This is a genomic window from Shewanella sp. SM95, assembly GCF_025653595.1.
Classification (GTDB): Bacteria; Pseudomonadota; Gammaproteobacteria; order Enterobacterales; family Shewanellaceae; genus Shewanella; species Shewanella oncorhynchi.
Window position 1 is genome coordinate 1 of sequence record NZ_JAKKSE010000063.1, and the last position, 883, is coordinate 883.

The 883-nt window shown below is 42.7% G+C and carries 1 protein-coding gene; it reads left to right on the plus strand.

Features of this window, described 5'->3' with window-relative positions; all coding sequences use genetic code 11:
• Positions 1 to 90: 90 nt before the first annotated feature.
• Positions 91 to 849 (plus strand): IS5-like element ISSod6 family transposase, encoded by a 759-nt coding sequence (locus L5M29_RS23650; protein WP_263170354.1) that lies wholly within the window; start codon positions 91 to 93, stop codon positions 847 to 849.
• The last annotated feature ends 34 nt before the right edge of the window (positions 850 to 883 follow it).

An 883-nucleotide genomic window follows, 5' to 3' on the forward strand; every position in this document is an offset into this window, starting at 1 on the left:
TAGGGTCTGTTGATCTTTCGAGAGTAATTTTTAGACAGCATGGCAAGACGTTATAATTTGCTTCGCCAAAAGTAACCATAACCTCAAGCCATGCCAAGACTTATGCTAACCGATGCACGCTGGGAAAAGCTATTTCATTTAATGAAAAGCACAGGCCGTGTTTATGACAAACCTGAACATAGACAAACATTCGAAGGTATTCTTTACCGCCTTAGAACAGGTATCCCTTGGCGAGATTTACCTAAAGAGTTCGGTCATTGGAGCACGGTCTTTAGACGGTTTCATTTATGGTCTAAGAAAGGCGTTCTAGCACATTTATTCAAGGCCTTAGCCAACCTTGCTGATATAGAATGGRTCTTTATTGATGGCTCGATAGTGCGGGCTCACCAGCACAGTGCAGGTGCCGCGACGCTAAGTAATGAGAGTATTGGTAAAAGTCGAGGCGGTAATTCAACCAAAATTCACTTAGCCGTCGACAGCGGAGGATTACCGATTTATTTCGAATTATCAGAAGGCCAAAAACACGATATTACACACGCCCCCAGCTTAATTGAGCACCTGAAGCAGGTTGATACCGTCATTGCAGATAAAGGTTATGACAGCGATGCTTTTCGTGAACTTATCGCCAATAAAGGCGGGAAATCTGTTATTCCAAGGCGCCGCTATAAGAATACACCTCAAGAAAGAGTCGATTGGTGCTTATATCGGTATCGACATTTAGTGGAGAATGCTTTTGGAAGAATTAAGCACTATCGAGCAATATCAACAAGATATGACAAGCTAGCAAGAAATTACGCCAGTATGGTGTCACTGGCGTTTATGTTAATGTGGCTGCCGATGTATTGCTGAACAACATTTGTACAGCAAAGATCAACAGACCCTA